This window comes from Kitasatospora sp. NPDC056783 (genome assembly GCF_042789895.1).
Lineage (GTDB): Bacteria > Actinomycetota > Actinomycetes > Streptomycetales > Streptomycetaceae > Kitasatospora.
Genome location: NZ_JBHUAF010000404.1, coordinates 1 through 7,733, shown reverse-complemented (window position 1 = coordinate 7,733; position 7,733 = coordinate 1). Strand labels below are relative to the sequence as shown.

Here is a 7,733-nt window from a genome sequence, read left to right as displayed (position 1 = left end):
CCGTTCGCCTGTGGTGCCGGCAGGGCCGGTGCCGCGTCCGAGCCCGGTGGCGCCTCTCCCAATGTCCTCACAACTCACTTACGTCGCAACCTGGTTAACGTGCGGAGTTGACGAAGTGGCGGCAGGAATCACATTCCCCCCGAAAAAAGACAGTACTCATATTTATTGTGGTTGACCTGTTTGACGTCCACGGTTCCAACACGGGAGGGAAGCTATGGGGGAATGGGATCCTGTCTCCGAGTTCACGGACCAGCTCTTCGGCCATTTACGCAGAGCTGACCAGCGCAGGTGGGCGCACGCGTATCTGCACGGCCTCCTCAGTACGCCCGGCAAGAAGTCGATCCGCCGGCTGGCGGCCGTGGCCAGCGACTCCCCGACGGCATCGCAGGCCCTGCACCAGTTCATCAACGAGAGCCCCTGGGAGTGGGCGCCGGTCTGCGACCAGCTGCGCCGGTGGGTCGAGGCCAGGGTCCGGCCCCGGGCCTGGACGGCCGCTCCCGTCGTCCTGCCCAAGCGCGGTGAGAAGTCGTGCGGGGTGCACCGCCGGTTCATCCCGCAGACCGGGCGCACCGTCAACTGCCAGATGGGCACGGCCGTCTTCATGTCGACGCAGGAGGGCGAGTTCCCGGTGGGCTGGTGCCTGTTCCTGCCCGAGCCCTGGGCCCGGGGCCCCCTCCGCGAGCAGGCCCGCATCCCGCGGACGACCACGTCCTCGGCCGAGGATCAGCTCCTCGACTCCCTCGACCAGGTGGTGCGGCGTTCGGAGTGCGAGCCCGTTCCGGTGGTCGCCGACCTCGACGGCTACATGGACCCGCGCCGGCTCGTCCACGGCCTGATCGGGCGTCGGCTGGACTTCCTCGTCGCGATTCCCGACGGATTTCCGCTGGCCCTGCTCGAACGGGGCCCGTCCGGTCCCCGGCGGCCGGCCGCCGCCATGGCGCGGGCGTTGAGCGAGCGGTGCCCCGAGGCCCGCCCCCTCGCCGCGAGGCCCGGCTGGGCATCCGTCCGGGACGGCCTGGTGCAGGTGCCCGGAGCGGTCGCGGCCGACCAGCGGCCCCTGCCGTTCCGCCTGTTCACGCAGCCCGACGGGGAAACGGCGGATCCGGGGCGGCTGTGGATCACCAACATGGTGCGGCGGCCGGTCGACGAACTCCTGGAGTACGCGGAGCGGCACCCGGCGACCGGTGAGACCGTCGGCCTGCTCCAACGGGGCTTCGGCCTGCGGGACTTCGAGGGCCGCTCGTTCCCGGGCTGGCACCACCACATGGCACTGGTGTCGGCCGCCTTCGCCTACAGCCGGCTGGCGGGCGGTGCCGACCGGCAGGACTGCCGTCCCGGCCCCGGTGCGGCGATCGACGGCCCGTCCAGGCCCGTGCTCGTACCCCGCGCCCCGTGGACGGGGGAGGAGGAGCCGAGCTACCCCGTGGCGGTCTGAGCCCGCCGTTCGAGCGCGCCCGGAGGGGTGCGCGCCGGACCCGTCTCCCGCGCCTGTCGGACCGTCACCATGACGGCCGGCGGGCGCGGTTGCGCGTCCGGGGCCTGATGGCCGGCGCCGATGGAAGTCCTGGGCGCCGGCGATTGACAGCAGGATGCTTGTTCATGCAAGCTCTACTCATCCGCTTCGGCCTGACTCTGGGCCAAGAAAGCATGTACATACAAGCAACTGCTGGGGACTTGATGTCTGGTGCCACAGTGCCCACCGTCCACGTCCCGGCCGAGGTCTGAGCAGGGGAGTGACGATGCGTTATTCCGATCTTTCAGAGAACGAGCTGACCGAGTACGCCCGTGAGGCGGTCCGGATCAGCCGCGAGCACGTCGCCAGGGGCGGCATCCCGTTCTCCGGCGTAGTGGTCAACGCCGGGCGGATCCTCGGCACCGGCGTCAACCGGGTGCGCGAGGACAACGACCCCACCGCGCACGCCGAGGTGACGGCGCTGCGGGAGGCTGCCGCCAAGTACGGACTCCACGCCACCGCGGGAGCCACCCTGATCGCCTCCGGCGAGCCGTGCGCCCTGTGTTACATGGCCTCGCTGTACTTCAACGTCGGCCACATCGTCAACGTGGTCGACCGCAAGACGGCCGCCCGCTACGGCTTCGACTACACGAGCTCGTACTCGATCTTCGCCGAGGACCCGGAGACCTGGCCGATCAAGGTCACGTGGCTCCAGATCCCGGAAGGAACCGCGCCCTTCGAGGAGTTCCTCGCCATCGAGCGGGGGCGGTCATGACCGAGGCGACGATCGGGAAGGTCAGCGTCAAGGTCTGGTCGGACTACGTCTGTCCGTTCTGCATGCTGGCCGAGGGCCCGCTGCACGAGGCCACCCACGACCTCGACGTCGAGATCGAGTGGATGCCGTTCGAGCTGCGGCCCCACCCCACCCCGACGCTGCGGCCGGAGGACCCGTACCTGCCGGCGATCTGGGAGCGCGCGGTCTACCCGATGGCCCGCCGGATGGGCGTGGACATCGCCCTGCCCACGGTCTCCCCGCAGCCCTACACCCGGCTGGCCTTCGAGGGCTACCAGTACGCGGCGGAGCACGGCAAGGCCGCGGACTACACCCCGCGGGTCCTGCGGGCCTTCTTCCAGGAGAACCGGGACATCGGCCGGCTGGAGGTCCTCTCCGACATCGCGTCCGAACTCGGCCTGGACGGCGCCGGGTTCACCGAGGCCCTGACCGCCGGGAGCTACACCGAGGCTCACCGGAAGGCGCTGCGGACCGCCGAGGCATACCGCGTCTCCGTCGCACCCACGATCATCATCGGCGGACGCCACCGCATCGAAGGCGTCCCCTCCGCCGCCCAGATCCGCAAGGCCGTACTCGACGCCCAGGCCGAGTCGGTCACCCACGGTGCCGCCTGCGGAATCGACGGGTGCTGACCTGACCCGAGTGCGGGCCGATCGCGGGCCGGACGGCCCGCATCCCCTCGGCTCCTCGGCGTCCCGGCGGACCAGCACGCCGCCACTCCTCTCACACGTTCCCCCGGTACCGCGGATTCACGGCGGGCCGTCTCCCCCCCCTAGCGCTGCCCTTCAACGAACGAAAAGGACACGTCATGCAGTGGTTCTACCTCGCGATCGCGGACATCTTCGAGATCGCCGTCGCGATCGCGGCAGGAAAGGCCGAAGGCTTCAAGAACCGTAAGTGGACCGCCGTGACCCTGATCACCGGCGCCCTCGGGACCTTCTTCCTCAGCAAGGCGCTCCTGACCTTCAACGTCGGTGTCGGCTACGCCATCTGGACCTCCGTCGCCGGTGTCGGCATCACCCTCCTCGGCGCGCTGCTCTTCGGCCAGCGCCTGAACTGGCGCAAGGCCGTCGGCATCGCCCTCGTCATCGCCGGCGTCGTCGGCCTCCAGCTCAGCGGTGCGGCCTGAGAATCCCGCTCCTCCCCGCCCCTTCCCCGCCCCACCCCCTCGAAAGGACCCGCACACCATGTCTGACACCGGCCGCACCTCAGCCAACTCCTGGATCATGCTCCTCCTCGCCGGCGGCTTCGAAATCGGCTACGCCCTCGCGGTCGGCGGAAGCCACGGCTTCACCCGCCTGACGTGGTCACTGGTCGCCGTCGTCTTCTTCCTCCTGACGCTCTGGGCACTGAGCGCCGCGCTGCGGACCATCGAGGTCAGCATCGGCTACGCCGTCTGGGCCGGAATCGGGGCCGTCGGTGCGGCGCTGCTCGGTCCCGTCGTCTTCGACGAGAGCCTGAACGCGGTCCAGGCCGGGTGGTTGGCCGTCATCATCGCCGGGGTGATCTGGCTCAAGCTCGCCGACCGGCCGGCCAAGACCCCGGAGGTCACGGCCGCCGCGCCGCGGGAGAACCAGACCGTGGACGCCTGACGGGGGCGTCTCCTTCCGGCGGGAAACCGCCGCCGCCACCTCCGTGAGGTGCGCCGCTCGGGCCGGTCCCGATCGGGTGATCGCGGAGCGGTCGCGGCAAGTGCGGCAGGGCCTCTTGGCGGCCCGGGTGGGTTCGAATCCCGCCCGGGAGACCAGGAGGCCCTGCCCGTTGTGGTGGGCCGCGGGGCGTGGGAAGGCCTCCCGGCTCCGGTCGGGCCCGGCCGCCCGGCCCGGTCGGCGGATGGGGACGGCGGGCCGGGCGAGGGGTCAGGCAGGAGTGGGCGGCCACGGGGCGTGGGCCGCGACGCGGGTGCGGAGGTCGCGCAGTGCGCGGGCGGAGGCGATGCCCACGGCGCCGGTGACCAGGCCGTCGCGGACGCAGGCGGCGGCGAAGCGGTGGTCCTCCAGGCTGCCGTCGACGAGGTCGAAGCGGTCGGCGTCGCCGGGGCGGCCGAAGGCCTGGACGCGCAGCCCGTACTGGTCGGTCCACAGGTACGGGACCGGCCGGTAGGCCTGTCGGGTGCCGTCCGGGCCGGCCAGCAGGTTCCGGGCGGCGTGCATGGCCTGTTCGGTGGCGTTGGTGCGCTGTTCGAGGCGGTGATGGCGGCCGGTGCGCGGGTCGGGCCAGGAGGCGACGTCGCCGGCCGCCCAGACGCCGGGGCCCGCCGCGCAGTGGGCGTCGCAGACCACGCCGTCGTCCAACGGGACGCCGCTGCCGGCCAGCCACTCGGTGGCGGGCTCGGACCCGACGGCCATCAGCACGGCGTCGGCCGCCAGTTCGGAGCCGTCGGTCAGCCGCACGCCGGCGGCCCGGCCGCGCCGTGCGAGCAGCGTCGCGGCCGTGCCTCGGTGGAGCCGCACCCCGTGTGCGCGGTGCAGGCCGGTCAGCAGCGCGGCCGTCTCGGCGCCCAGGACGGCGGCCAGCGGGGTGGCGGTGGAGGTCAGCCAGGCCACCTCGGCGCCCAGCCCGACGGCGGTGGCCGCCGCCTCGGCTCCGAGCAGCCCGCCGCCGACCACCAACAGCCGCGCGCCGGAGCGCAGTTCCTCGCGCAGGGCGAGGGCGTCGGCGAGGGTGCGCAGCACGTGCGCCCCGGGCAGCGGCGTCTCGGCGCCGGGAAGGCGGCGCGGGCGGACGCCGGTGGCCACGACGACGGCGTCGCAGTGCACCCGCCCGCCGTCGGAGAGTTCCACGGCCCGCTCCCGGCGGTCCAGGCGCTCGGCCCGGACCCCGAGGCGCAGGTCGAGCCGGAGCTCCGCCAGCGCCTCGGGGCCGCGCAGGGTCAGCCGGTCGGGCTGCCACTCGCCGCCGAGCAGGTGCTTGGACAGTGGCGGCCGGTCGTACGGCGGCTCCGGCTCGGCCCCGATCAGGGTGAGCCGGCCGTCGTAGCCGGAGCGGCGCAGCGCCTCGACGGCGTGCAGTCCGGCCGCTCCGGCACCGACCACGGCCACGGCCCGTGAAGCGGTCACGCCTGTTCCAGCAGGATCGCCGAGGCCGGGCAGACGGCGGCGGCGTCCCGGACGGCCTGGTGGAGTCCGGCGGGCGGTTCGGCGTCGAGGAGGACGACGACGCCGTCCTCCTCGCGCTGGTCGAAGACCTCGGGGGCGGCGAGCACGCAGTGGCCGGCGCCGCAGCACTTCTCCTGGTCGATCCGGACGAGCATGGTGGTCCCTTCGGGGTGGCCCTGATCGGTGTGAACTCCGGTGCGGGGCGTTGGGGTTGTTGGTGTCGGGCGGGGTGACGGGGTCGACGGGGTCAGGCGCGGAGGAGCGCGGTCACCAGGCGACCGGCAGCCCGTGGACGCCGTAGACGAGCATCTCGCCGCGGAAGCGGATCTCCTCGAACGGCACCGCCAGGCGCAGTCCGGGCAGCCGCCGCAGGACGGTGGCGACGGCGATCTGGAGCTCCAGCCGGGCGAGCGGCTGGCCCAGGCACTGGTGGGGGCCGAAGCCGAAGGCCAGGTGGCGGCGGGCGTCGCGGGTCAGGTCGAGCTCGTCGCCCTCCGGGAACTCCCGCTCGTCCCGGTTGGCGGTGTTGACCATGCAGATCACGCCCTCGCCCGCCCGGATCCGCGCGCCGGCCAGGTCGACGTCCTCGGCGGCGACCCGGGTCAGGCCGGAGTGGACGATGGTCAGGTAGCGCAGCAGCTCCTCGACCGCGCCGGGCACGGCTTCGGGGTGCTCGCGCAGGTGGGTGAGCTGGTCGGGGTTGCGCAGCAGGGCGAGGACGGAGAGCGCCGTCATGTTCGCCGTGGTCTCGTGCCCGGCCACCAGCAGCAGCCGCCCCATCCCGCCGATCTCCTCGGTGCTCAGCTCGCCGCGCTCCACCAGGCGGCTGAGGATGCCGTCGTCGGGCCGGGCGCGCTTGGACTCGGTGAGCCGGATGAGGTAGTCGACCAGCTCGTCCTGGGCGGCGGTGACCTCCTCGGGCGTGGAGGCCCGGCGCAGCAGGACGCGGCTGTGGCCCTGGAAGAACTCGTGGTCCTGGTAGGGGACGCCGAGCAGCAGGCAGATGACCAGGGACGGCAGCGGCAGGGCGAAGTCGTGGACGAGGTCGGCCTCGGAGCGTCCGTCGGTCATCCGGTCCAGCAGGTCGTCGGCGATCCGCTGGATCCGCGGGCGCAGCGCCTCGACCTTCTTGACCATGAATTCGCCGGTGAGCATCCGGCGGTAGTGGGAGTGCTCGGGTTCGTCCATCCGGACGATGGTGGGCCGACCGGCGTTCAGCTGGCGGGCGCCCGCGCTGACGAACGGGAAGCCGGGCCGGGTGGAGTCGGAGCTGAAGCGGGCGTCGGAGAGCACCGCCTTGATGTCCTCGTGGCGGGTGACCAGCCAGCTGGTGGAGCCGTCCCAGAGCGTGACGCGGCTGACGGGCTCCTCCTGCCGGGCCTGCTCGTAGGCGGTCGGCGGGGCGAACGGGCAGGTGTCGCGGGCGGCGGGGTGGGTGAAGCGCGGGGTCTTTTCGGCGGTGGCCATCGGTGAATCCCCTTCCGGGAGTTGGGCGGTCATATTTACGTGCCCAAAGCAACTAACTGACCGTCACGCTAACTCGCGGTCCGTGGTGACGGAAGGGCGTGCAAGGCGTCGGCCGAATCTGTCCGAAATCGGTTCGTGACTCCCCGTTGCTGTCGAGGCCGCCCCGGGTCGCTACAGTTCCCCCATGTCGGACGAAGAAGATGCCGAAGACGACCTCACCACCGCCTCCGCACCCGAGGACCTGGACGGACTGGAGGACGTCCTGACCACCCTGGCCTACCTGCTGACACGCTCACAGGAGCACGAGCGCCGGATGGCGACGGCCGGCCTCACGGCCGCCCGCTCGGACGTCTACCTGCTGCGCGCGCTCGTCAAGACCGAAGGCCCCAGCCGGGTGAGCGACCTCGCCGCCCGGCTGATGGTCAAGTCCTCCCACGTGACCCGGCAGATCGACCGCCTCCAGGGCCAGCGGCTGGTGGAACGCACCCAGGACACCCAGGACCGACGGGCCCGCCGGGTCGCGATCACGGCCGACGGACGGGACGTGCTCGACCGGCTGAAACAGGCCAATCTCGCCAGCCTGACCAGCGTGCTGGACGGCGTCCCCGAACCGGACGTCACCGCCACCGTCGGCGTGCTGCGCCACCTGATCGACCACTACGTGCACCGGGTGCGCACCGGGCTGTCCGAGGACGACCCGCTCCCGGCCCGGGCGGCCGGCGGCACCGGCTCCCCGGCGGCGGCCCCGCTCGGCACCGCGACGCACGAGGGCGGTTGAGCCCCGGGACCACCCGGGTACGTCCCCCGTCATGTCGGACGAGAAGAACCGCGCCGTGGCCGAGGCGATCCTCCCGCTGGTCGGTGGCGCCGCCAACATCCGCTCGGTCGCCCACTGCATGACCCGGCTGCGGCTGGGCCTCGC

Annotated in this window: 10 protein-coding genes; 7 read left to right on the top strand and 3 right to left on the bottom strand. The window is 72.5% G+C overall.

The annotated features are described in order from the left end of the window. Positions 1–214 precede the first annotated feature (214 nt). From ACFRMQ_RS35125 to ACFRMQ_RS35105, 5 genes are all read left to right on the top strand, one after another. Entirely contained in the window at positions 215–1,435 is a 1,221-nt protein-coding gene (locus ACFRMQ_RS35125) for an IS701 family transposase (RefSeq protein ID WP_380734854.1), read from the top strand. Positions 1,436–1,739: 304 nt separating this feature from the next. After that, on the top strand, positions 1,740–2,228 hold the full coding sequence (locus tag ACFRMQ_RS35120; RefSeq protein ID WP_380734853.1) for a nucleoside deaminase: 489 nt from the start codon (positions 1,740–1,742) through the stop codon (positions 2,226–2,228). Next, positions 2,225–2,878 carry a DsbA family protein gene (locus tag ACFRMQ_RS35115; protein ID WP_380734852.1) on the top strand — a complete coding sequence of 218 codons (654 nt, stop codon included), beginning with the start codon at positions 2,225–2,227 and terminating at the stop codon, positions 2,876–2,878. The genes ACFRMQ_RS35120 and ACFRMQ_RS35115 overlap by 4 nt, the downstream gene beginning before the upstream one ends. A 176-nt stretch (positions 2,879–3,054) precedes the next feature. After that, positions 3,055–3,375 carry a DMT family transporter gene (locus ACFRMQ_RS35110; RefSeq protein ID WP_380702463.1) on the top strand — a complete coding sequence of 107 codons (321 nt, stop codon included), beginning with the start codon at positions 3,055–3,057 and terminating at the stop codon, positions 3,373–3,375. Between the two features lie 58 nt (positions 3,376–3,433). Next, positions 3,434–3,838, top strand: a complete 405-nt coding sequence (locus ACFRMQ_RS35105) for a DMT family transporter (RefSeq protein ID WP_380734850.1) — start codon at positions 3,434–3,436, stop codon at positions 3,836–3,838. A 267-nt stretch (positions 3,839–4,105) separates the two neighbouring features. Here the strand turns inward: ACFRMQ_RS35105 and ACFRMQ_RS35100 are convergent, their stop codons facing one another. From ACFRMQ_RS35100 to ACFRMQ_RS35090, 3 genes are all read right to left on the bottom strand, one after another. Further along, complete coding sequence (locus ACFRMQ_RS35100) at positions 4,106–5,305, bottom strand: NAD(P)/FAD-dependent oxidoreductase (RefSeq protein ID WP_380734849.1); 1,200 nt, start codon at positions 5,303–5,305, stop codon at positions 4,106–4,108. Further along, positions 5,302–5,499, bottom strand: a complete 198-nt coding sequence (locus tag ACFRMQ_RS35095) for a ferredoxin (RefSeq protein ID WP_380734846.1) — start codon at positions 5,497–5,499, stop codon at positions 5,302–5,304. The genes ACFRMQ_RS35100 and ACFRMQ_RS35095 overlap by 4 nt, the downstream gene beginning before the upstream one ends. A 112-nt stretch (positions 5,500–5,611) precedes the next feature. After that, positions 5,612–6,811, bottom strand: a complete 1,200-nt coding sequence (locus ACFRMQ_RS35090; RefSeq protein WP_380734845.1) for a cytochrome P450 — start codon at positions 6,809–6,811, stop codon at positions 5,612–5,614. A gap of 184 nt (positions 6,812–6,995) precedes the next feature. Here ACFRMQ_RS35090 and ACFRMQ_RS35085 point away from each other — a divergent pair, with 184 nt between their 5' ends. After that, a complete protein-coding gene (locus ACFRMQ_RS35085; protein WP_380734844.1) occupies positions 6,996–7,589 on the top strand; it encodes a MarR family winged helix-turn-helix transcriptional regulator in 594 nt (197 codons plus the stop codon). Between the two features lie 31 nt (positions 7,590–7,620). Then, on the top strand, positions 7,621–7,733 hold a 113-nt coding region (locus tag ACFRMQ_RS35080; RefSeq protein ID WP_380734855.1), incomplete at its 3' end, for a PTS transporter subunit EIIB.

Excerpts from the sequence above, each read along its gene's own strand:
- ACFRMQ_RS35125 (WP_380734854.1), top strand. The coding sequence starts at position 215 with ATGGGGGAATGGGATCCTGTCTCCGAGTTCACGGACCAGCTCTTCGGC.
- ACFRMQ_RS35120 (WP_380734853.1), top strand. The coding sequence starts at position 1,740 with ATGCGTTATTCCGATCTTTCAGAGAACGAGCTGACCGAGTACGCCCGT.
- ACFRMQ_RS35115 (WP_380734852.1), top strand. The coding sequence starts at position 2,225 with ATGACCGAGGCGACGATCGGGAAGGTCAGCGTCAAGGTCTGGTCGGAC.
- ACFRMQ_RS35110 (WP_380702463.1), top strand. The coding sequence starts at position 3,055 with ATGCAGTGGTTCTACCTCGCGATCGCGGACATCTTCGAGATCGCCGTC.
- ACFRMQ_RS35105 (WP_380734850.1), top strand. The coding sequence starts at position 3,434 with ATGTCTGACACCGGCCGCACCTCAGCCAACTCCTGGATCATGCTCCTC.
- ACFRMQ_RS35095 (WP_380734846.1), bottom strand. The coding sequence starts at position 5,499 with ATGCTCGTCCGGATCGACCAGGAGAAGTGCTGCGGCGCCGGCCACTGC.
- ACFRMQ_RS35090 (WP_380734845.1), bottom strand. The coding sequence starts at position 6,811 with ATGGCCACCGCCGAAAAGACCCCGCGCTTCACCCACCCCGCCGCCCGC.
- ACFRMQ_RS35085 (WP_380734844.1), top strand. The coding sequence starts at position 6,996 with ATGTCGGACGAAGAAGATGCCGAAGACGACCTCACCACCGCCTCCGCA.